20 protein-coding genes are annotated in these 20,515 nt (G+C 63.3%); 10 read left to right on the top strand and 10 right to left on the bottom strand.

Annotated features, from left to right (window positions below; translation table 11 throughout):
* Window positions 1-102 precede the first annotated feature (102 nt).
* Window positions 103-405 (top strand): hypothetical protein, encoded by a 303-nt coding sequence (locus tag AWB75_RS20190; protein WP_061125846.1) that lies wholly within the window; start codon window positions 103-105, stop codon window positions 403-405.
* Window positions 402-782 (top strand): type II toxin-antitoxin system VapC family toxin, encoded by a 381-nt coding sequence (locus AWB75_RS20185; protein ID WP_235012168.1) that lies wholly within the window; start codon window positions 402-404, stop codon window positions 780-782. Before AWB75_RS20190 ends, AWB75_RS20185 begins: the two co-directional genes overlap by 4 nt.
* A 44-nt stretch (window positions 783-826) precedes the next feature.
* On the opposite strand, the gene fba is transcribed toward AWB75_RS20185, so the two are convergent.
* The 7 genes from fba to AWB75_RS20150 form a co-directional block, all read right to left on the bottom strand.
* On the bottom strand, window positions 827-1,864 hold the full coding sequence (fba, locus tag AWB75_RS20180) for a class II fructose-bisphosphate aldolase (protein ID WP_061125845.1): 1,038 nt from the start codon (window positions 1,862-1,864) through the stop codon (window positions 827-829).
* 29 nt (window positions 1,865-1,893) lie between these two features.
* Window positions 1,894-3,936 (bottom strand): transketolase, encoded by a 2,043-nt coding sequence (tkt, locus tag AWB75_RS20175; protein WP_061125844.1) that lies wholly within the window; start codon window positions 3,934-3,936, stop codon window positions 1,894-1,896.
* A gap of 34 nt (window positions 3,937-3,970) precedes the next feature.
* Entirely contained in the window at window positions 3,971-4,843 is an 873-nt protein-coding gene (locus tag AWB75_RS20170) for a phosphoribulokinase (protein WP_061125880.1), read from the bottom strand.
* Between the two features lie 53 nt (window positions 4,844-4,896).
* Entirely contained in the window at window positions 4,897-5,991 is a 1,095-nt protein-coding gene (locus AWB75_RS20165) for a class 1 fructose-bisphosphatase (protein ID WP_061125843.1), read from the bottom strand.
* Window positions 5,992-6,009: 18 nt separating this feature from the next.
* The gene (gene cbbX / locus AWB75_RS20160; protein ID WP_061125842.1) at window positions 6,010-6,924 is read right to left on the bottom strand and encodes a CbbX protein; all 915 of its coding nucleotides are present in this window, start codon (window positions 6,922-6,924) and stop codon (window positions 6,010-6,012) included.
* 15 nt (window positions 6,925-6,939) lie between these two features.
* Window positions 6,940-7,356, bottom strand: a complete 417-nt coding sequence (locus AWB75_RS20155; RefSeq protein ID WP_061125841.1) for a ribulose bisphosphate carboxylase small subunit — start codon at window positions 7,354-7,356, stop codon at window positions 6,940-6,942.
* A 685-nt stretch (window positions 7,357-8,041) separates the two neighbouring features.
* On the bottom strand, window positions 8,042-9,535 hold the full coding sequence (locus AWB75_RS20150) for a form I ribulose bisphosphate carboxylase large subunit (protein ID WP_061125840.1): 1,494 nt from the start codon (window positions 9,533-9,535) through the stop codon (window positions 8,042-8,044).
* Window positions 9,536-9,900: 365 nt separating this feature from the next.
* Between AWB75_RS20150 and pqqA the strand changes: the two genes are divergently transcribed.
* The 3 genes from pqqA to AWB75_RS20135 all read left to right on the top strand — a co-directional run bounded on the left by pqqA (window position 9,901) and on the right by AWB75_RS20135 (window position 11,342).
* A complete protein-coding gene (gene pqqA / locus AWB75_RS39185; protein ID WP_008354335.1) occupies window positions 9,901-9,975 on the top strand; it encodes a pyrroloquinoline quinone precursor peptide PqqA in 75 nt (24 codons plus the stop codon).
* An 80-nt stretch (window positions 9,976-10,055) separates the two neighbouring features.
* Entirely contained in the window at window positions 10,056-10,625 is a 570-nt protein-coding gene (locus AWB75_RS20140) for a DUF447 domain-containing protein (RefSeq protein ID WP_061125839.1), read from the top strand.
* A gap of 21 nt (window positions 10,626-10,646) precedes the next feature.
* Window positions 10,647-11,342, top strand: a complete 696-nt coding sequence (locus AWB75_RS20135) for a (5-formylfuran-3-yl)methyl phosphate synthase (RefSeq protein ID WP_061125838.1) — start codon at window positions 10,647-10,649, stop codon at window positions 11,340-11,342.
* Window positions 11,343-11,391: 49 nt separating this feature from the next.
* Here the strand turns inward: AWB75_RS20135 and AWB75_RS20130 are convergent, their stop codons facing one another.
* The 3 genes from AWB75_RS20130 to AWB75_RS20120 form a co-directional block, all read right to left on the bottom strand.
* Complete coding sequence (locus AWB75_RS20130; RefSeq protein WP_061125837.1) at window positions 11,392-11,979, bottom strand: amino acid kinase family protein; 588 nt, start codon at window positions 11,977-11,979, stop codon at window positions 11,392-11,394.
* A gap of 75 nt (window positions 11,980-12,054) precedes the next feature.
* A complete protein-coding gene (locus tag AWB75_RS20125; protein WP_061125836.1) occupies window positions 12,055-13,182 on the bottom strand; it encodes a hydantoinase/oxoprolinase family protein in 1,128 nt (375 codons plus the stop codon).
* Window positions 13,179-14,219, bottom strand: a complete 1,041-nt coding sequence (locus tag AWB75_RS20120) for an ATP-grasp domain-containing protein (RefSeq protein ID WP_061125879.1) — start codon at window positions 14,217-14,219, stop codon at window positions 13,179-13,181. The genes AWB75_RS20125 and AWB75_RS20120 overlap by 4 nt, the downstream gene beginning before the upstream one ends.
* Before the next feature lie 13 nt (window positions 14,220-14,232).
* Between AWB75_RS20120 and AWB75_RS20115 the strand changes: the two genes are divergently transcribed.
* From AWB75_RS20115 to AWB75_RS20095, 5 genes are all read left to right on the top strand, one after another.
* The gene (locus AWB75_RS20115) at window positions 14,233-14,970 is read left to right on the top strand and encodes a HisA/HisF-related TIM barrel protein (RefSeq protein WP_061125835.1); all 738 of its coding nucleotides are present in this window, start codon (window positions 14,233-14,235) and stop codon (window positions 14,968-14,970) included.
* 791 nt (window positions 14,971-15,761) lie between these two features.
* Window positions 15,762-17,021, top strand: coding sequence for a molybdopterin-binding domain-containing protein (locus AWB75_RS20110; RefSeq protein ID WP_061125878.1), 1,260 nt, complete (start codon window positions 15,762-15,764; stop codon window positions 17,019-17,021).
* On the top strand, window positions 17,018-18,712 hold the full coding sequence (locus AWB75_RS20105; RefSeq protein ID WP_061125834.1) for a formylmethanofuran dehydrogenase subunit A: 1,695 nt from the start codon (window positions 17,018-17,020) through the stop codon (window positions 18,710-18,712). The genes AWB75_RS20110 and AWB75_RS20105 overlap by 4 nt, the downstream gene beginning before the upstream one ends.
* Window positions 18,713-18,715: 3 nt before the next feature.
* Window positions 18,716-19,657 (top strand): formylmethanofuran--tetrahydromethanopterin N-formyltransferase, encoded by a 942-nt coding sequence (gene fhcD, locus AWB75_RS20100; protein WP_061125833.1) that lies wholly within the window; start codon window positions 18,716-18,718, stop codon window positions 19,655-19,657.
* Window positions 19,654-20,475 (top strand): formylmethanofuran dehydrogenase subunit C, encoded by an 822-nt coding sequence (locus tag AWB75_RS20095; RefSeq protein ID WP_061125832.1) that lies wholly within the window; start codon window positions 19,654-19,656, stop codon window positions 20,473-20,475. Before fhcD ends, AWB75_RS20095 begins: the two co-directional genes overlap by 4 nt.
* The last annotated feature ends 40 nt before the right edge of the window (window positions 20,476-20,515 follow it).

Here is a 20,515-nt window from a genome sequence, read left to right as displayed (position 1 = left end):
GCATGAGATAGCTCCCAATTGTTTGGATTGGCCATTCGGCATATTGGCGGCGTGATTGGAGTCGGATAGCATCGGATTTCTTCTTAGTTATCCGGAGGGTTTATGTACATTTTCAGTGTTGAAGAGGCGCAGAGGGATTTGCCGAAGATTCTCGAAATGGTGGCGCAGGGGAAAGACGTTGCCATCGGTGGTGAGCGGCCGGTGCTGCTGCTGAAGGTAAGGTCAGTCGGGAACTTCGATAACGACAATCCAGAAGCTACCGGCTCGATTATCGTGATCGATCCGGAAGACGAAAGCGCGTTCGAAGACGAAGCCTTTAAACCCTTGCCCGATGACATCATCGATCAGATGGTCAACGGTCCGCTGTTTCCTGAAGAAGCCAACGCCATCCAAGAGAGCCGATGATGCGCGTGCTGCTCGATACTCACATCTACATCTGGCGCGTGTCGAAAGATCGTCGGCTCCCGACCCACTTTCGTGAAGCAATAGATGACGCGAAGCAGGTGTACATCAGCACCGCAAGCATCTGGGAACTGTCGATCAAGTCCGCTCGAGGTAAGCTTGAGCCGGACGGCGAGCGCGCGATAGACGAACTGCAAAGACAGCCGTTCATCGTGCTCCCGGTCGAACTCAAGCATGCCAAAGCGGTCCGCAGCATGCCGCACTTGCATCGCGACCCGTTCGATCGCGTGCTCGTCGCACAAGCGCTCACGGAAGATCTGAAATTCCTGACCGCCGATCGCCAGCTTAGAGAGTACGTGAGACAAGCCCTCCCCGCCTGACCCAGCGCCGCACGTTCATCGGAATGAAAACGAGCGGCGCTCCCTCACTGATACCTTCTCGCCATCGCCTCCAAACCCAACGGCCTGATGCGGTCCGCATGCCCCGCGCATCCGAACGCCTCGAACCGCTCGGCACACAAGTCCCGCGCCGCCGCCGTCGCCGCTTTCAGCGCATGCCGCGGGTCGAACTCCGATTTCGCCGACGCCATCGCCCTTCGCATCGCACCGGTCATCGCGAGCCGTATGTCCGTGTCGATATTCACCTTCCTCACGCCGTTCGCTATGCCGCGCCGGATCTCGTCGACCGGCACGCCGTAAGTCGCAGGAATCTCGCCGCCGTGCTCTCGAATGATCGCAAGCCATTCCTGCGGCACCGAAGACGACCCGTGCATCACGAGATGCGTATCCGGAATGCGCGCGTGAATCGCGGCGATACGGTCGATCGCGAGAATATCGCCCGTCGGCTGGCGGCTGAACTTGTACGCGCCATGCGATGTGCCGATGGCGATCGCAAGCGCATCGATGCCCGTCGCCTCGACGAACGCGCGCGCCTCGTCGGGGTCGGTCAGCAAGCGATCGTGGCTGAGCGCGCCTTCTGCGCCGACGCCGTCCTCCTGGCCTGCGAGCCCCGTCTCGAGCGAACCGAGACAGCCGAGCTCGCCTTCCACCGACACGCCGACCGAATGGGCCGCCTCCACGACGCGCCGGCTCACGTCGACGTTGTAGGCGTAATCGGCGGGCGTTTTCTGATCGGGCATGAGTGAGCCGTCCATCATCACCGACGTGAAGCCGGAACGAATCGCCTGCTGGCATACGGACGGGATCGCGCCGTGATCCTGATGCAGCACCACCGGAATATCCGGATGCGCCTCGACGGCCGCGAGCACCAGATGCCGCAGATACGGCTCGCCCGCATACTTGCGCGCGCCCGCCGACGCCTGCAGGATGACCGGGCTCTTCGTCGCCTCGGCCGCCTGCATGATCGCGTGGACCTGCTCCATGTTGTTGACGTTGAACGCGGGCACGCCGTACTGGTGCTCCGCCGCGTGATCCAGCAACTGCCTCAATGCGATGAAAGCCATCGTGATGTCTCCATGCCATTAGCGAAAGTTCAGGCGGCCACGCGGCGCGCTGCATCGACGAGCGCGTCGGTCGTCACGCCGAAGTGCGCGAACAAATCGCTCGCGGGCGCAGATTCCCCGAATCGGTCGATGCCGATCACGCCGCCATTCAGCCCGACGTATTGCCGCCAGAACGACGTCACGCCCGCTTCGATCGCGACGCGCGGCACGCCTTCGGGCAACACGCGATCGCGCCACGCGTTGCATTGACGATCGAACACGGTGGTCGACGGCATCGACACCACGCGGGCGAGAATGCCCTCTTCCTTGAGCGGCGCGACCGCCGCGAGCGCGAGCGCGACTTCCGAACCGGTCGCGATGAGCACGACGCGGCGCGCATCGCGCTCGCACGTCGACGGCCAATCGGCGAGCACGTAGCCGCCGCGCTCGATCGCGTCGATCTGCGCTTCGTCGCGCGGCACGAAGGGCAGGTTCTGACGCGACAGCAAGAGACACGAAGCCCGGTCGCGGTCGATGGCGCTCACCCACGCCTGCATCGTCTCGACGGTGTCGCACGGACGCCAGACATCGAGGCCCGGAATCATGCGCAGGCTCGCGGCATGCTCGACCGGCTGATGCGTCGGGCCATCCTCGCCGAGTCCGATCGAATCGTGCGTGAAAACGAAGACCGTGCGCGTCTTCATCTGCGCGGCCATGCGCAGCGCGTTGCGCGAATAATCGGAGAACGTGAGAAAGGTCCCGCCAAACGGCAGATAACCGCGATGCAGCGCGATACCGTTCAGCACCGCGCTCATGCCGAACTCGCGCACGCCGAAGTGGATGTAATTGCCCTTCTCCGCCGATGCCGACACGTCCACCGCATCTTTCCAGCGCGTGAGATTCGAGCCGGTCAGGTCGGCCGAACCGCCGAGCAGTTCGGGTAACGCGCGCGCGAGGCCTTCGATAGCGAGTTGCGACGCCTTGCGTGTCGCGACCGACTGCCGCGCGCGGTTCGCGTCGTGCACGAGCGCGTGCGCCATGTCGCGCCAGTTCGCGGGCAGCGCGCCACGCACGCGCCGCTCGAACTCCGCGGCCTCGTTCGGAAACACGCGCCGATACGCGTCCATGCGGCGACGCCAGATTTCCTGCACGGCAGCACCCGCCTCGCGTGCGTCCCACAGCGCGCGAACCGATGACGGAATCTCGAACGGCGCGTGCGTCCAGTCGAGCGCGCGGCGCGCGGCGTCGATCTCATTGGCGGGAAGCGGCGCGCCGTGGACGTCGTGCGTGCCGGCCATCGTGGGCGCGCCCTGGCCGATCACGGTCTTGCAGCAGATGAGCGTCGGGCGATCCGACTCGCGCGCTTCCTGCAATGCGCGCGACACGTCATCGACATCGTGGCCGTCCACCGCGCGCACCACGTGCCAGCCGTAGGCTTCGAAACGCTTCGGCGTGTCGTCGGTGAACCAGCCGTCGACGTGTCCATCGATCGAAATGCCGTTGTCGTCGTAGAGCACGGTGAGCTTGCCGAGCCGCAACGTGCCCGCAAGCGACGCTGCCTCGTGCGATACGCCTTCCATCAGACAGCCATCGCCCACAAAGACATACGTGCGATGATCGACGATCTCATGCCCCGGTCGATTGAACTCGCGCGCGAGCAACGCTTCAGCGAGCGCCATGCCGACCGCGTTCGTCAAGCCTTGCCCGAGCGGGCCGGTCGTCGTTTCGACGCCGGGCGTCACGCCGACTTCGGGATGCCCCGGCGTCTTGCTGCCCATTTGCCGGAAGCGTTTGATTTCATCGATCGAAAGGTCATAGCCGGTCAGATGCAACAGCGCATAGATCAGCATTGATCCATGACCGTTCGACATGACGAAGCGATCGCGGTCCGGCCAGTCGGGATCGGCGGGATTGTGCTTCAGATGACGGCCCCACAGCGCGACCGCGATCTCCGCCATGCCCATCGGCATGCCGGGATGACCGGAGTTCGCCCGACTGACCGCATCGACGGCGAGCATGCGCAACGCGTTCGCCATCTGTCGGGTATCGGGTGAGCGATGATGCCTGGGCAAGACTTCAGCGACGGCATTCATAAATGCCTCCTTTGATGCGATGTGAGAAACCTTTCTAAGCGCGTGCGCGGCGGTCGCGCAATTGCAGAATCATCGGCGTGAAGATGAGCTGCATCGCGAGACCCATCTTGCCGCCGGGCACGACGATCACGTTGGGCCGCGACATGAACGAGTCATGCAGCATCGTCAGCAGATACGGAAAGTCGATGCCCTTCGGCTTCGTGAAACGAATCACGACGAAGCTCTCGTCGGGCTGCGGAATCTCGCGCGCGGTGAATGGATTCGAGGTATCCACGGTCGGCACGCGCTGAAAATTCACATGCGTGCGCGAGAACTGCGGGCAGATGTAGTTCACGTAATCGGGCATGCGGCGCAGGATCGTATCGACGACCGCTTCGTGCGAATAACCGCGCATCGTCTGATCGCGATGCAGCTTCTGGATCCATTCGAGATTGATGATCGGCACGACGCCGACGAGCAGATCCGCATGACGCGCGATGTCGACTTTCTCCGTGACAGCCGCGCCGTGCAGGCCTTCATAGAACATCATGTCGGTGCCGGACGCGATGTCTTCCCACGGCGTGAACGTGCCCGCATCCTGCTTGTAGTGCGCGGCCTCGCCTTCGTCGTGCACGTAATGGCGGAACTGGCCGCCGCCCGTTTCGCCATAACTTGCGAACAGGCTTTCGAGCTCCGCGAGCAGGTTCGCTTCGGGCCCGAAGTGGCTGAAGTTGACGAGGCCATCGCGCTCGCTTTGCTTCATCGCCTCGCGCATGCCGAGCCGGTCGTAGCGATGAAACGCATCCCCTTCGACGATCTGCGCGTTGATCTTTTCACGCCGGAAGATATGCGTGAAGCTCTTCATGACGGTAGTGGTGCCCGCGCCGCTGGAGCCGGTCACCGCGACGATCGGATGTTTGACTGACATGCGCTTGCCTCCCATCTAGGTTTATGTAGTGAGCGCAGTTTTCAGACGTGAACCTATGCTTCCGTCTCCGGCAAAAACAGCGAACGTTCCTTGAACAAAGGCGACGAGAACGGCTTGTCCTCGCCGCGATCGTATTCGCCGTGATACCGCTGAATGCGCGCGACTTCATTGCGCGAGCCGAGAATCACCGGCACGCGTTGATGCAGTGCCTTGGGCTCGAGATCGAGAATGCGCTCGCGTCCCGTGATCGACATTCCGCCCGCCTGTTCGACGATGAAACTCATCGGACTTGCTTCGTAAAGCAGACGCAGACGCCCTTCCATCTCGGGTGTTTTGAAATCGCGCGGATACATGAACACGCCGCCGCGCATCAGGATGCGATGCACTTCCGCGACCATCGACGCGATCCAGCGCATGTTGAAGTCCTGCGCCCGGCAGCCGGTGCGGCCGTCCTTGCATTCCTGCACATAGCGGCGCACGGGCGGTTCCCAGAAGCGTTCGTTCGATGCATTGATCGCGAACTCGCACGAGTCCTCGGGGACGCGGATATCGGAATGCGTGAGCACGAAGTTGCCGACATCGCGTTCCAGCGTGAAGCCGTGCGTGCCGTTGCCGACGGAGAGCACGAGCATCGTCGATGGACCGTAGATCGCGTAACCCGCCGCGACCTGTTCGCGGCCCGGACGCAGAAACGATGCTTCGTCGGGTGCGTCGCTTTCATCGCTGGCGCGTCTCAGCACGGAGAAGATCGAACCGACGACGCCGTTGATATCGATGTTCGAAGAACCGTCGAGCGGATCGAACGCGAGCAGATAGTCGCCGCGCGGATACGGCTCGGGAATCGCATAGACATCGTCCATTTCCTCGGACACCATGCCCGCGAGCAGGCCGTCCCATTCGCAATGCTGCACGAAGATGTCGTTGGTCACGAGGTCGAGCTTCTTCTGTTGCTCGCCGTGCGTGTTGATCGACTGCGCCGAGCCGTGCTGTCCGCCGAGCGCGCCGCGCGTCAATGCGGCGGCGATCGTCTTGATCGACGCGGCTACGTCGATCAGCAGCGCGGAGAGGCCGCTCGCCGCTTCCGGGCCGGGCTTGCGGTCCAGCGTATCGATCAGGAACTTCGATAAGGTCGTGCGTCCATCCTGCATCGCGTTCTCCTTCGGGCGTTATGAATCGGTGAACACGCGGCTCGCGCGGATATCGCTGGCGTCGAGTTGCATGAGTGCGTTCGCATCGGCGACGCCGCTGCCACGTTCCGCCGCCGCGAAAAGACGATTCGCCTGACGCAGCCGTGCGCGGTCGAGCGCATTGCGCACCGAGCGCGCATTGGCGAAATTGGGCTGTCTGATGCGGCGCGCGAGATACTCTTCGAAGGCGCGGCGCGCGTCGTCATCGAAGCGGTAGTGCATATCGGTCAGCATGTGCTCGGCGATTTGCAGGAGTTCGCCGGGCGCATAGTCCGGAAACGCGAGGTGATGCGCGATGCGAGAGCGAAAGCCGGGATTGCTGTGAAAGAACGTTTCCATGCGCGCTTCGTAGCCTGCGAGGATCACGACGAGATCGTCGCGCTGGTTCTCCATCGTTTGCAGCAGGATTTCAATCGCTTCCTGCCCGTAGTCGCGTTCGTTCTCCGGTCGATACAGGTAATAAGCCTCGTCGATGAAGAGCACGCCGCCCATTGCACGCTTGAGCACTTCGCGCGTTTTGGGCGCGGTATGGCCGATGTATTGGCCGACGAGATCGTCGCGCGTCACCGAGACGAGATGATTGCGCCGGATATAGCCCAGCCGGTGCAGCACTTGCGCCATGCGCAGCGCGACAGTGGTCTTTCCGGTTCCGGGATTGCCCGAGAAGCACATGTGCAGCGTGGGCGCACCCGAGGCGATGCCGAGCGTCTCGCGAGCGCGTTCCACGAGCAGATGCGCGGCGATCTCGCGGATACGCGTTTTGACCGGCGCGAGCCCGATGAGATCGCGGTCCAGCTCCGCGAGCACTTCGCCGATGCGCGATTCGTGGTAGAGCGCCATCAGGTCGGCTTGGGTTGCTTCGACGGTTGCTTCGAGCATGGCTTCGGCGCTCATGGTCTTGGCTCCCCATCAATAGCGCTCGCCGCTCGGGCGATCGGTGGCGTAGGTGCGGATCGCGTAGCGCTGGATGCGGCTTTTGTCGTCTTGTCGTTCCAGGCGGAAGCCTTTTTCTTCTTCCGGCCTGTTCACGATGAACGAGAGACGCATGGTTTCGAAACCGCGCACCGAGTCGAAGGCGTTCACCTTGATGTAGTGGTTCGGGTATGTCTTGCGGCATTCGTTCACTTCCATCAGCACGCCGGCAGCATCGTGGAGGTCGAACATGGGGAGGCCCCACATTTCCCAATACGTATTCCTTGGATGGGGATCGTCGGTGTGTTCGACTGAGCAGGACCAGCCTTGGTCCAATGCATAGCTGATTTGTGATGAGATCTCTTCATCGGTGAGGGGGGGAAGGAATGAAAATGTGCCTTGGGTTATTTGCATTTCGATATCCTTAGGTTGTCCTGGGATTGCGTGAAATCCTGCTTTCATGTCGGTCGTTTTGCTCTGCCCCTGTGCGGGGCGGCAGTCACTTTCTTTGCTGCTGCAAAGAAAGTAACCAAAGAAACAGCTATCCCCATCCAAAGTACTTCACACCGGCCCCGGCACAGAACTACTCTCGTGGTCCGGCAGTAGCGAGTGCCCCCAAAGGTCTAATCGGGCTTGGATCGCGCACGGTCTGACTCGTCGCACCACATAACTTGCTGGTTCAGCATCTAATAGCTCCAGCCCGCTTCGCGGCCGACGGGTCACGCGGGTCTGCGCGTGCCTCTTTGCTTAAGTCTCTATCTCATTGCATCTGTGGCTAGTCGGTTTCCCTTGCAGACCGGGCGGCAGCGCGTAGCGCTGTGCCGGAGCTATTTCGTGCTGAACCGGCGTTCTTGAAGTTATGGTTTGTCAGACCGTGCGCGATCCACGCCGCGCGAGTTTTGCGGGAACACTCGCTACTCTGGGTTCCATTCAGCCAATCGCCTGTGCCGCGGCCGGTGTGAAGTGCTTAGGCTGGGGATAGCTGTTTCTTTGGTTACTTTCTTTGCAGCAGCAAAGAAAGTGACTGCTGCCCCGCATAGGGGCGAAGCTAATAGACCAACACCAATACGGGATCCGGCGAAAATCAAAACCAAAAACCTCAAACCGCCACACTAGGCGTAACAGCAAAATCCGGCGTATCCGTAGAAGCATAGTTAAACGTGACATCACGCCAGGTATCGAGCGCCAGCTTCAAAGGCGTACAACCCCGCGCTGCGGCATCCAAAATATCCAACCCTTCATTGACAATATCGCGCCCTTCATTCCGAGCCTTGACCATCGCTTCGAGCGCGACGCGATTGGCCGTCGCACCGGCCTGGATACCCTGTGGATGCCCGATCGTCCCACCGCCGAATTGCAGAATGCAGTCATCGCCGAAGAGATCGAGCAGCTGATGCATCTGCCCGGCATGAATGCCACCCGATGCCACCGGCATAACCTTGCGCAGTCCCGCCCAAGGCTGGTCGAAGAAAATCCCCCGCGACAGGTCGACTTCATTACGCGCCTCACGGCACACGTTGTAATACCCCTGCACCGACAAAGGATCGCCTTCGAGCTTGCCGACAGCCGTGCCCGCATGGGCATGATCCACACCCGCCATCCGCAGCCACTTCGCGATCACGCGAAACGAAATGCCATGATTACGCTGCCGCGTATAAGTCCCATGCCCCGCGCGATGCAAATGCAGAATCATGTCATTGCGCCGCGCCCACGTCGACATCGACTGAATCGCCGTCCAGCCGATCACGAGATCGATCATCACGATGCACGAGCCAAGCTCCTTCGCGAATTCCGCGCGCTCGTACATGTCTTCCATCGTGCCGGCCGTCACGTTCAGGTAATGGCCCTTCACTTCGCCCGTTTCGGCTTGCGCGCGGCTCACCGCTTCCATCGCGAAGAGATAGCGGTCGCGCCAGTGCATGAAAGCCTGCGAGTTGATGTTCTCATCGTCCTTCAGAAAGTCGAGACCGCCTTTCAGCCCTTCATACACGACACGTCCGTAGTTCTTGCCCGACAAGCCGAGCTTCGGCTTCACCGTCGCACCGAGCAGCGGGCGGCCGTATTTATCGAGCCGTTCACGTTCTACGATGATGCCCGTCGGCGGTCCCTGAAACGTCTTCAGATACGCGACGGGAATGCGCATGTCCTCGAGACGCAACGCCTTCAACGGCTTGAAGCCGAACACATTGCCGATGATCGACGCCGTGAGATTGGCAACGGAAGCTTCCTCGAAGAGATCGAGTTCGTAAGCGATGTAAGCGAAGTACTGCGGTTCGTCGGCGCGTTGATTCGGCACCGGCTCGACGCGATACGCCTTCGCGCGGTACATATCGCACGCGGTGAGACGGTCGGTCCATACGACGGTCCAGGTCGCCGTCGACGATTCGCCGGCGACGGCCGCCGCCGCTTCCTCCGGCTCGACGCCTGCTTGCGGCGTGATGCGAAAGAGCGCGATGACGTCCGTATCCTTCGGCGTGTAATCGGGCTGCCAATAGCCCATCTCGCGGTACTTCATGACGCCGGCCGCATAGCGCGAGCGCGGATCGGACGGATTGCGCGCCGCGTCGATGGCGGCCTTGCTGAAATCGTTCATTCCGTTTCCTCGACAGTGAGATGAGTGAGACATTGCATGTGCTGCCCCTGCTGTCATTGCAGAGTAAGCACTGGTCGCAAGGAAAGGAATTCACGAATTTCTTGCCCGGCCTTAAGCGATGCCTTATTGGGTGTTAGCCCTGATGCGGTTATCGTCTATGGATGGGACACTTTGCTCTGATTCCGTCACAGTCGGTGCGCGTGGCGGGGCATCGGCGCTATTCGGCATCCGCTCCATGTCACTGGCATGACGCTTGCATCGTCGAAGAGCCGGCCCCCTCCCGGCCGCCTTGCGGATTCGTCCGCATCGGCAAATCATTGAAGCGGTTATCGAGGCTGCAACCCAACTCACATGGAGGAACGCGCATGCAATGGACCACGCCTAGCTTCACCGATATGCGTTTTGGTTTTGAAATCACGATGTATATCGCGACCCGCTAAACGCGGATCGAACCCGCACGAAGCCGCGATGCATCGTCTGTGCGGCTTTTTCGTGCGGCTCGAATTCATGCGCCGACCCTATGATTTACGAGACCATCGTGACGACTGCGGATCGCGAAGGCCGGGCGCATATCGCGCCGATGGGCGTGCGCTTCGAAGAAGGCTTCGCGATCCTCGCGCCGTTTCGCCCGTCGACGACGCTCGATAACGTCATCGAGACGAAGAGCGCCGTCCTCAACTTCACGACGGACGTGCGCGTGTTCGCCGGATGCGTGACGGGCTATGCGCGCGACTGGCCGACGGTCGTCGCGAGCACGGTGCCGAGCGTGCGGCTCGCAACGACGCTCGCGCATACCGAACTGCGTCTCTTCGAAATTCTCGATGACGAAACGCGTCCGACACTGCGCATGGAGTGTGTCCATCGCGAGACGCATGCGCCTTTCGCGGGCTTCAATCGCGCGCAGGCGGCGGTCGTCGAAGGTGCGATTCTGGTGAGCCGGCTTTTCATGTTGCCGCCCGAAAAGGTGGACAGCGAGATTGCCTATCTGCGCATTGCGATCGACAAGACCGCTGGCGATGCCGAGCGCGAAGCCTGGCAATGGCTGTTGCAGGCCATCGAAGCGCATCGCGCGAAAGCGCTTCATTCGTAGCATCCCTCTGGAGTTTCGACGATGACCGCATTGCTCGCGAGCGTCCGCTCGGCCGATGAAGCATTCGATGCCGCGAACGCGGGCGCCGATCTGATCGACCTGAAGGAACCGAGTGCGGGCGCGCTCGGGGGTGTCGCGATCGGGGACATCGCGCGGATCGTGCGCGAGTTGCGCGCGCGGTATGCGGTGCGGCCGATCAGCGCGACCATCGGCGATTTCCCTAACGATGCGCTCGATGAGATCACTTCTCGCGTGCTCGATGTTGCTGCCACGGGCGTCGATTATGTGAAGGTGGGTGTTTCGCCTGGCGTCGCGGCTTCGGTTTGTCTGCGGCATCTCGCTGGCTTGCCGGCTGCCGTGGTGCCGGTGTTGTTGTCGGACGATGGCATCGATCGGAAGCTTTTTGCGCTCGCCGCGCGGTTGGGGTTTGTGGGTATCGTGTTCGATACCGCGAACAAGAACGGGCGCACGTTGTTCGATTGTGTCGATGTGGGGGATTTGGTTTACTGCGTGGCCGATGCTCGTTCTCGGGGGATCATGACTGCCGTCGCCGGGTCTTTGGGTTGGGGCGATCTCGATTCCATTCGGATGGTGGCGCCGGATATTGCGGGGTTTCGGGGGGCGCTTTGTGATGGGCCTCATGGACGCATGGGCAGGCTCGATCCTGTGCGCGTCGAGAAATGGGTGCAAGCGTTGCGGGCTGCGGTCGTTGTTTGAGTTTTTTTATATCGCCGGATCCCGGTTTCGGGATCCAGCGAAAAAAAGCTTATACCGCCACATTAAGCAACCGATCCCTCATAACCAAGGCATCGCCCTTATTAAAAACCTCAACCAAATAATTCGCATCCCGCACATAAGCAGGAAACCGTCGATCCAGAACGCCCTTCGCGGCGAGCGATTCAACCGACGCATCGCCATCGACCTCACAAGACTTAACGATCATCAACCGCTCGGCATTGAGCGAAGATGAAAGCCACGCTGCAAGCGAATCCGAAGTGGTATCCCAGTTGGTCATCGAATCCGGCGTCGCACGCATCAAATCCGTCGGCACCCAAACCGCAACGCGCCCATCCCGCAACGCACGCCGAATGCGATTCTCATTCGACGCCAGCACGAGCTCGGGCACCACGCCCTGCATCAGAATCGCGTATTGCGCCATCGCGAGCAGACACATGTTGTGCGCGGCAAGGTCGTCGAATCGCCATTCACACTGATACTGCCGCACCGCGTCCGCAAAATCGCCACCGCCCGGCACGATCACGACGCGCCCTCCGCCCACTTCCCAAAGCCGCGTCAACCATTCGCGCAGCGCCGGGTCGTGACCGAGGCTACCCCCGATCTTCACCACCCACATGGTTCTTGTCCTCGTTCGATCATGCCGCCGGGCCACGCACCCGGTTCCATACCGCTGACTTTCTCGCACACGCCATCACGCCGCACGCGGCGATGCTTCGTCGCCCATCGCTCGATTCGTGCCCGCCGTCGCCGCCAGCAACGCCACCGCCACGCTCGGCGCACACGTCGATACCCATTCGGCACGCGTCGCGTCATCGCCCGGCACGCCCGCGAGCCGCGCAAAGTCGATATAGCCGCGCGCCTCCTGCCGCGCGAGCGCCGCCGCCAGAAACCGCCCGCATCCCGCGCCGATGATCGGCGCCGCCGCAAGCGCCGCGTCCTGCGCGCTCACGCGCGCCAGATTCGTCTCGAGCGCGCGCAACTGCTCGTGCCGCCAGGTCTGCGCGAAACGCCGCCATTCGCCATCGCTCGCATCGGCGGCGTCGCGGCCGATCATCCGCGCAATGCGCGCACGGCTCGCGGCTTCGGTCTTCGGCCCGTTGTCGGCGCTCGGATGCTGGTCGTGCTCCGGCCACAATTCGCCCGTCAGACGATAGACATCCGCGGTCGTCGCGAACCATTCGTTCATCACGCCCGCCGTCTCGCCACGAAACACGATGCGGTGCGCCACCCCGCACAACGGCGTGCGCACGACGCCCTGATAGACGAGCTCGCCGGTGATGAGCCGCTCGGCATCGTTCGAACCGCGCGCGATGACGCGTCCGCCGACGATCGGAATGATGTCGGTGGTCGTGCTGCCGATATCGACGAGCACCGCATCGGGCACGCACGTCGCGACCCACTGCGCAGTCGCGAGCCAGTTGGCCGATGCCACCTTGCGCCAGCCGTCCGCGCAGGCCGAGCGCGCGAGCCAGCCGCCTTGTTCGTTCCCGCCCGCGAAGAACATCGTGCGCGGCCCGAGCCGTTGCGCCAGCACGCGCGTGAGCGTGCGAACGCCTTGCGCACGATCGCCGAACAGATCGACCATCTCGCCCGTCATCGTGACGGCGTGACGCGCGGTTGCATCGGCGGCGCCGGGCCAGCGCTCGAACACGGCGTCGATCACGCGCTCCAGATGCGCGATGCCCTGCCACAACGGACACGCCCATTGCGCGACGTCGGCGAGCACGCCCGCGCGCGTCGTCACCGATACCTTGACGTGCGCGCCGCCCACGTCCCAGCCGAACACGGGCGCTTCGCCGGAAACCGGCGATGACGTCATGACGACGCTCCGCCAACCGCGCGCAGCAATCCGGCATCGCCGTCGAAGCCGGGCACGCGATGCGCGGCGAGCAGCTCCGCCGCGAGATTTTTCCCGCCGCGCCGGCTGAGTTCCGCATACGCGACCGTCAGGCGCGGATTCACCTCGATCACGACCGGACCGCGCTCGTGATGCCACACGACATCGATGCCGACGAAACCGCGCAAGCCCGGAAACGCCTCTGCGACGCGCAGCGCGAGCCGCTCGAGCGCGCGTCCTTGCGGACCATGCCGGTCGATGCGATCGACGTCGACGCCGTCGAACTGCACGATGCGCTCGCGCCGCCCGGAGCCCGCCGCATCCGACAGGCCGATGCGCTGCCGGTTGATGCTGACGAGCCGCGCGAGCCGTTCGCGGCAGATGAGCGACAGACTCAGCGGCTCGCCATCGATCCACTCCTGCAGCACGGGATTGCGGCCCGCCGCCGCGCGCGTTTCGTACTCCGCGCGCGCGGCGGCGAGATCGTCGTAGACGTAGGTGTCGAGGCCGCCCGCGCCGTCGTCGGGCTTGACGACCCAGCGGCGTCCGAGGCCGGCCGTCGCGTGGTCCGGTTCGAGCGCGGGCGTCGCGGGAATGCTGCGCGCGGCGAGGCACGCGGCCGTCGCGCTCTTGCTCGATGCCGCGCGGATTGCTTCCTTCGCGCAGCCGAGCCAGCGCGCCTGGCCGACGGCATCGTGGAGCTTGAGCAGCAGGCCGTCGCATTCGGGCGCGACGATGCAGGCATAGTCATGCTCGCGCGCCATGCGGGCGACGAAGGCCGTGACCGGCTCGCCCGGCTGCGCGCGCACGAACCCGGCATCGTCGCCGGTCTGTTCGAAGCGCGAGCTCGCGACGGTCACGCCGATGCCCGGCAGCGCGCGCAGATCGGCGGCGATGGCGTCGCGCATCACGCGGCCTTCGACGATCAGCGCGGAGAGGTCGGCGAGGCTGCCTTCGCCTGCCGCGTCCGGATCGATGCCGCCGCCGGTGAGATACTCGAATACGAAGATCTTGGTCAAAGGAAAGCCATCCATGCAGGTGATACCCGTTCTCGATCTGCTCGACGGTCACGCGGTGCGCGCGGTGCGCGGCGAGCGTTCGCGTTATCGGCCGATCCGGTCTTCGTTGTGCGCGACGAGCGATCCGGTTGCGATCGCCCGCGCGCTCGTCGATGCTACTGGCGCGCGCACGTTGTACGTCGCCGATCTGGGCGCGATTCTTTCGCGCGGCGCGCACGACCACGCGCTCGCCGCCCTCTGCGATGCCCTCGGCGACGGCTTTTGCATCTGGCTCGACGCGGGCTTCACCGCGTTCTCGCCGATGCACGCCCTGGTCGAACGCATCGTGCGCCTGACGCGATCGGCCACGCCTGCCGAGATCGTGCCCGTGTTCGGCACCGAGACGCTGCTCGACATGGGCGCGATCGCCGAAGCCGCGGCGAGCGGCTTCGAACCGATCCTGTCGCTCGACTATCGCGGAGGGCGCGCGCTTGGCTCGGCGCATGTCGAGAGCGCGTGGTGGCCGTCGCGGGTGATCGTGATGACGCTCGATCACGTGGGCGCGAATGCCGGGCCCGATCTCTCTACCTTTGCTTCCGTCCAGGCGCTCGCCGGTGCCCGCTCGTTGATCGGCGCAGGAGGCGTGCGCGATAACGCCGATCTCGTTCGTTGCGCCGGCAGCGGCGCGGCTGCGTGGCTCGTTGCTTCCGCCATTCACGATGGGACTTTGATTCGTCGCGATGTGGCCGGCGGGGGTTCTTCGGAGGCTTGAACTCAATATTTGTGCCAAGGGCTTTGGGGCTTGGGTTGGCGTGGTGTCCTTCGGCACCGGCCTGTTGCATCCCGTGGTGCACGGGTGACAGTGTGTTGCAATGCGGAGCAGTTTTTTTTCGCCGGATCCCGGAATCGTGTCGGTTTATTAGCGTTGCCCCTGTGCGGGGCGGCACCTACTTTCTTTGCTGCTGCAAAGAAAGTAGGCAAAGAAAGCAGCTATCCCCAGCCTAAGCACTTCACACCGGCCGCGGCACAGGCGATCGCCTAATGGCCCCCAGAGTAGCGAGTGCCCCCAAAGGTCTTACCGGGCTTGGATCGCGCACGGTCTGACTCGTCGCACCACATAACTCGCTGGTTCAGCATCTAATAGCTCCAGCCCGCTTCGCGGCCGACGGGAAGACCGGGTCTGCGTGTGCCTCTTTGCCGATGTCTCTATCTCACGGCAGGTTTCCTTTACAGACCCCGCGGCAGCGCGAAGCGCTGTGCCGAAGCTATTTCGTGCTGAACCAGCGTGCTTAACGTTATCGGGCGGCAGACCGTGCGCGGTCCACGCCCGATTAGACCTACGAGAACACTCGCTACTCTGGGGGCCATTAGGTCGATCGCCTGTGCCGCGGCCGGTGTGAAGTGCTTAGGCTGGGGAAAGCTGCTTTCTTTGCCTACTTTCTTTGCAGCAGCAAAGAAAGTAGGTGCCGCCCCGCACAGGGGCAACGCTAATAAACCGACGCGAATATGGGATCCGGCAAAAGAACCAAAAAATCGGCATAAACCTTGCTCCCAAGCATGGCCATGCACGATTCCCCCACAACAAAGAACCCACAGGCGTCAGCAGAACCAACCTGGACCTGTCCGTTCTGCCCCCTGCTATGCGACGACATCACGCTCGCGCGTACCGAAGACCAGCGCCTCGCAGCACCGCACACCGCCTGCCCGCGCCTGGCAGAATCACTTGCCCGCTTCGATCTGAAGCAAGCAAACACCCCAGCCGCAATCGACGGTCACGCCACCGATCTCGCGTCGGCGCTCTCGCAAGCCGGATCGATCCTGTCAGCCGCACGGCGGCCGCTCTTCGGCGGACTCGCGACCGACGTAGCCGGCGCGCGCGCGCTCTATGAACTGGCGGCGCATTGCGGCGCAATCCTCGATCATCTGCACGGCGACACACTCGCCGACACCAACCGCGCCCTGCAAGACCGCGGCGCGTTCTTCACCACGCTCTCCGAAATCCGCTCACGAGCCGATCTCATCGTCGTGTTCGCATGCGAGCCATCGCGGCGCTATCCGCGCTTCTACGAGCGCGTGATCGCGAAAGAGCGCGACGTAAGCATCGTATTCGTCGGATGTGATGCCGATTCAAACAGCCCTCACGCCGAATCGATCCTGCCCGGCACCGATCCCTTCGATACGCTCGCGCTCTGGTCCGCGCACATCGAAGGCGGCCGCCCGATCGCCATAACGGAACTCATCACGCTCACCGAACGCATCAACAAGGCGCACTACACCGCCTTCATCTACGAGCCCTCGACGCTGCCCACGCAACACGCCGCGCTCGCGATCGAAGCGCTGCAACGCATCGTCAAGGCGATCAACCGCACCGCGCGCGCAGGCGCGCTCGCGCTGACCGGCGACGACGGCGCGCTGTCCGTCAATCAGGCGATCACATGGCTGTCCGGCTTCCCGCTGCGCACGCGCGTCGCGTATGGATTGCCGCTCGATCACGATGCGCATCGCTATCGCACGGAAACGCTTTTGAAGCGCAATGAAATCGATGCGCTCGTGTGGATCTCGAGCTTCGCGCCCGAGCCACTGCCCGCATCGCTCGATGACACCGTGCCCGCCATCATCCTCGGCCATCCGTCGACGGCACTTCCCGCACGCCGAGCCCCGACCGTGTTCATTCCCGTCGCGACGCCGGGCATCGACAGCAGCGGACACCTCTTTCGCGTCGATACATCCGTGGTCGCGCCGCTCGCCGCCGCACTCGACAGAGCGTTGCCGACGGTCGCGTCGATCGCATCGCAGCTCGCGCAGGCAAGGAGGCCGCAATGAGCGTCACGCGCTTGCGAGGCGGCACGCTCTACGATCCGGCGAACGGCGTCGACGGCGTGAAGCGCGACGTCTATATCCGCGAAGGCCGCATCGTCGATGATGCTTCGAACGAAAGCATCGGACACGATTTCGACGCGAGCGGCATGATCGTGATGGCAGGCGGCATCGACCTGCATTCGCATATCGGCGGCGGCAAGACGAATCTGTCGCGGCTGCTCTTGCCCGAAGATCATCGCGACGATCCGCGCGCCGTGCCCGATCGCCCGAACGAAGGCCGCTACATGCGCCTGCCCTCGTGCGGCGTCTGCGCGCCGGGCACGCTCGCGGCCGGCTATCGCTACGCGGAAATGGGCTACACGGCCGCGTTCGAGCCGGCGATGATCGCGTCGAACGCGCGCCACGCGCATCTGGAAATGGGCGACACGCCGATCATCGATCACGGCGCCTACGTGATGATGGGCAACGACGAACTCTTCCTGCAAATGCTCGCGGCGAAAGAAGACTTCGAGCGCCTGCGCGATTACGTCGGCTGGACGGTCGATTCGAGCAAGGCGCTCGGCGTGAAAGTCGTGAATCCGGGCGGCATCTCGGCGTTCAAGTTCAATCAGCGTTCGCTCGATGTCGATGAAAAGCACGTGCACTACGGCATCACGCCGCGCGACGTGCTGAAGACGCTCACGCGCGCGCTCACCGATCTGCGCGTGCCGCATCCGCTGCATGTGCACGCGAGCAATCTGGGCGTGCCGGGCAACATCGATTCGACGATACGGACGATGGATACCGCCGAAGGTCTGCCCATTCATCTGACGCATATCCAGTTCCACAGCTACGGCACCGAAGGCCCGCGCAAGTTCTCGTCGGGCGCGCGTGCGATCGCCGAAGCCGTGAATGCGCGGCCCAACGTGACCATCGATGTCGGCCAGATCATCTTCGGCCAGACGGTCACCGCTTCCGGCGACACGATGATGCAGTTCAAGAACGCGCCGATGGCCCGGCCGCGCAAATGGGTGCTCGGCGATATCGAATGCGATGCGGGCTGCGGCATCGTGCCGTTCAAGTATCGCGAGCAAAGTCATGTGAATGCGCTGCAATGGATCATCGGGCTGGAGATCTTTCTGCTCGTCGACGACCCGTGGCGCGTGTCGATGACGACCGATCATCCGAACGGCGCGCCGTTCACGAGCTATCCACATCTGATCCGCCTATTGATGGACAAATCGTTTCGCGACGAACAGCTCGACAAGCTTCACGCCGATGCCAAAACCGCGAGCGCCTTGAGCGAAATCACGCGCGAGTTCTCGCTGTACGACATCGCGATCATCACGCGCGCCGGTCCCGCGAAACTGCTTGGTTTGAAGGATCGCGGTCATCTCGGCGCGGGCGCGGCGGCGGATATCGCCGTGTATCGCGATGACGCCGACCGCGAGCGCATGTTCACGTCACCCGCATTCGTGTTCAAAGATGGTGAATTGATCGCGCGCGACGGCACGCTGCTCGCAACGCCCACGGGCGGCATCCATTACGTGCGTCCCGACTACGACCGCGCAATCGAAAAGCGCGTGCGCGACTACGCGCAGGCGAATCTCGCGACGCGCTTCGAGAACATCGCGATCGGCGACGACGAAATCTGCGCGTGCTGCAACGGCGGGCGGCTCCTTCCCGTCGCGTGCTTCGCGGCGAGCGGGAGTTGAGGCATGGTCATCAACGGCACGCAGATCGACGGCACCTTCGCCGAAGCCTTCCCAATGAAGGCGACGCGCCTCGTCATCACCGCGCATTCGCCGACATGGGCTCGCCACGCCGCGAATTCGCTCACGGGCTTCGCCACGTCCGTCATCGATTGCGGCTGCGAAGCGGGCGTCGAACGCGACCTGTCCGGCGATGAAACGCCCGACGGAAGGCCGGGCGTATCCGTGCTGATCTTCGCGATATCGTCGAAGGAACTGGCGAAGCAGATCGCGCGGCGCGTCGGGCAATGCGTGCTGACGTGTCCGACCACGGCGGTGTACGGCGGCATCGATCCGGCGGACACGCGCGCGCCGCTCTCCGATAACGCACCGCTCGGCGCGGGCCTGCGCTTTTTCGGCGACGGCTATCAAATATCGAAAGTGCTGGACGGCACGCGTTACTGGCGCGTGCCCGTGATGGACGGCGAGTTTGTCTGCGAGGAATTCACCGCGACGGTGAAAGCGGTCGGCGGCGGCAATCTGCTCTTTCTCGCACGCGATATCGACAGCGCGCTGGACGCCGCCGAATCCGCCGTCGCCGCGATGCACCGCCTGCCGAACGTCATCACGCCCTTTCCGGGCGGCGTCGTGCGCTCGGGCTCGAAAATCGGCTCGAAATACGCGGGGGCGACGGCATCCACGAACGATGCGTTTTGCCCGACGCTCGTCGGTTTGTCGAAGAAAAGCGAACTGACGCCGGATATCGCGTGCGTGCTCGAAATCGTGATCGACGGCCTCACCGATTCCGACGTCGGCGGCGCGATGACGGCGGGCATCGCGGCCGCAACGAAGATCGGGCGCGCGGGCGGCGTGCTGCGCATTTCAGCCGGCAATTACGGCGGCAAGCTGGGGCCCTATCACTTCAGGCTGCACGAGTTGTCGAAGGATATCGACGGGAGCCGCGCATGAACGCTTTCGAATTGCGCGTAAAAAATGCGCCAGGCTTTCGCGTCGATGCGTCGAATTTACTGCCTGCGGTGCTCGCGTCGACTGCACCGCACGACATACCGCGCATCGTGCTGCAAGGCGCGGGCGAAACGTGCGCGCTGGGCGATTGTTTCGACATCGCGTGGACGCAAAGCGATGCGCCTTCGCTCACGATCGAAGGCGATGCGCGATGGCTCGATCGCATCGGCGCGAACATGACCGAAGGCACGCTAACGGTGCACGGCCACGCGGGCGATCATGCGGGCATAAAGATGCTCGGCGGCGAGTTGCGCATTCATGGCGATGCCGGAGCATACGCCGCGTGCGAGATGCAGGGCGGGCGGCTCACGATTCACGGCAATGCGGGCGATTTCGCGGCAGGCGCGCTGCCCGGCGACATGGAAGGCATGACGGGCGGCACGCTCACGATCCACGGTAACGCAGGCGCGCGGCTCGCGGACCGCATGCGGCGCGGCACGGTCCTCCTCGCGGGCGATGCGGGCGATTTCACCGCGTCGCGGCTCGTCGCGGGCACGGTCTGCATCGGCGGCAAAGTGGGCGCACACTTGGGATACGGTATGCGTCGCGGCACGGTGTTTCTGACGAGCCCGCCATCTCGCCTTCCGCCGACCTTCACCGAAGGCGGCCACGGCTTCGACACGTTCTGGCTGCTCTTCACGCGCATGCTTGCAAAGGAGATCGCGCCCTTTTCCCAACTCGCGGGCAAGATAGTGCCGCGACGCTACGCCGGCGACCTCGCCGTGGACGGACGCGGGGAATTGCTGATCGCCAATTCATAGCCCGGAGAGGAACAATGGACTGTTTGCTTCATACAGGAAA

Origin of the sequence: Caballeronia catudaia (assembly GCF_001544755.2) — a bacterium.
GTDB classification, from domain to species: domain Bacteria; phylum Pseudomonadota; class Gammaproteobacteria; order Burkholderiales; family Burkholderiaceae; genus Caballeronia; species Caballeronia catudaia.
Note: the sequence above shows the minus strand (reverse complement) of the source record. Positions and strands in the feature narration are given on the sequence as shown.

Excerpts from the sequence above, each read along its gene's own strand:
- AWB75_RS20155 (WP_061125841.1), bottom strand. The coding sequence starts at position 7,356 with ATGCAAATAACCCAAGGCACATTTTCATTCCTTCCCCCCCTCACCGAT.
- cbbX (WP_061125842.1), bottom strand. The coding sequence starts at position 6,924 with ATGAGCGCCGAAGCCATGCTCGAAGCAACCGTCGAAGCAACCCAAGCC.
- AWB75_RS20150 (WP_061125840.1), bottom strand. The coding sequence starts at position 9,535 with ATGAACGATTTCAGCAAGGCCGCCATCGACGCGGCGCGCAATCCGTCC.
- AWB75_RS20125 (WP_061125836.1), bottom strand. The coding sequence starts at position 13,182 with ATGACGTCATCGCCGGTTTCCGGCGAAGCGCCCGTGTTCGGCTGGGAC.
- AWB75_RS20140 (WP_061125839.1), top strand. The coding sequence starts at position 10,056 with ATGATTTACGAGACCATCGTGACGACTGCGGATCGCGAAGGCCGGGCG.
- AWB75_RS20185 (WP_235012168.1), top strand. The coding sequence starts at position 402 with ATGATGCGCGTGCTGCTCGATACTCACATCTACATCTGGCGCGTGTCG.
- AWB75_RS20170 (WP_061125880.1), bottom strand. The coding sequence starts at position 4,843 with ATGTCAGTCAAACATCCGATCGTCGCGGTGACCGGCTCCAGCGGCGCG.
- AWB75_RS20095 (WP_061125832.1), top strand. The coding sequence starts at position 19,654 with ATGAACGCTTTCGAATTGCGCGTAAAAAATGCGCCAGGCTTTCGCGTC.
- AWB75_RS20115 (WP_061125835.1), top strand. The coding sequence starts at position 14,233 with ATGCAGGTGATACCCGTTCTCGATCTGCTCGACGGTCACGCGGTGCGC.
- tkt (WP_061125844.1), bottom strand. The coding sequence starts at position 3,936 with ATGAATGCCGTCGCTGAAGTCTTGCCCAGGCATCATCGCTCACCCGAT.
- AWB75_RS20130 (WP_061125837.1), bottom strand. The coding sequence starts at position 11,979 with ATGTGGGTGGTGAAGATCGGGGGTAGCCTCGGTCACGACCCGGCGCTG.
- AWB75_RS20135 (WP_061125838.1), top strand. The coding sequence starts at position 10,647 with ATGACCGCATTGCTCGCGAGCGTCCGCTCGGCCGATGAAGCATTCGAT.
- fba (WP_061125845.1), bottom strand. The coding sequence starts at position 1,864 with ATGGCTTTCATCGCATTGAGGCAGTTGCTGGATCACGCGGCGGAGCAC.
- AWB75_RS20165 (WP_061125843.1), bottom strand. The coding sequence starts at position 5,991 with ATGCAGGATGGACGCACGACCTTATCGAAGTTCCTGATCGATACGCTG.
- fhcD (WP_061125833.1), top strand. The coding sequence starts at position 18,716 with ATGGTCATCAACGGCACGCAGATCGACGGCACCTTCGCCGAAGCCTTC.
- AWB75_RS20110 (WP_061125878.1), top strand. The coding sequence starts at position 15,762 with ATGCACGATTCCCCCACAACAAAGAACCCACAGGCGTCAGCAGAACCA.
- AWB75_RS20190 (WP_061125846.1), top strand. The coding sequence starts at position 103 with ATGTACATTTTCAGTGTTGAAGAGGCGCAGAGGGATTTGCCGAAGATT.
- AWB75_RS20105 (WP_061125834.1), top strand. The coding sequence starts at position 17,018 with ATGAGCGTCACGCGCTTGCGAGGCGGCACGCTCTACGATCCGGCGAAC.